The sequence below is a fragment of the Pseudomonas sp. DE0010 genome, from assembly GCF_007680745.1.
GTDB lineage: Bacteria > Pseudomonadota > Gammaproteobacteria > Pseudomonadales > Pseudomonadaceae > Aquipseudomonas > Aquipseudomonas parafulva_B.
This window is the reverse complement of record NZ_VEJQ01000158.1, coordinates 1-294: the sequence shown is the minus strand read 5'-3', so window position 1 is coordinate 294 and position 294 is coordinate 1. Positions and strand designations below refer to the sequence as shown.

Here is a 294-nt window from a genome sequence, read left to right as displayed (position 1 = left end):
CAGCAGCTTGAAGTCGCCATAGCCCATGCCTTCCTTGCCGGTCACCAGACGGAACAGCTGGAATACCAGCCACAGACTCAGATACCCCACCACCGCGCCCCAGACGGCATCGCCGAGGTTGGTGAACAGCCCGAACTGATTGGCGATCAGACCCAGCCACAACAGCGGCAGCACGATGACATCCGGCAACAGCTGGTGATCGGCGTCGATTAGACAGGCCGCCAGCAGCCCCCAAGTCAGCAGCAGAAAAGCGCCGCCCTGCCAGGTCACGCCCAGATGCCAGACGACCCAGGC

At 62.9% G+C, this 294-nt stretch carries 1 protein-coding gene; it reads right to left on the bottom strand.

Annotated elements, in window-relative coordinates; genetic code table 11:
- A partial coding sequence (locus FS767_RS22060) for an A24 family peptidase (RefSeq protein WP_144968220.1) occupies nt 1-294 on the bottom strand: 294 nt, incomplete at both ends.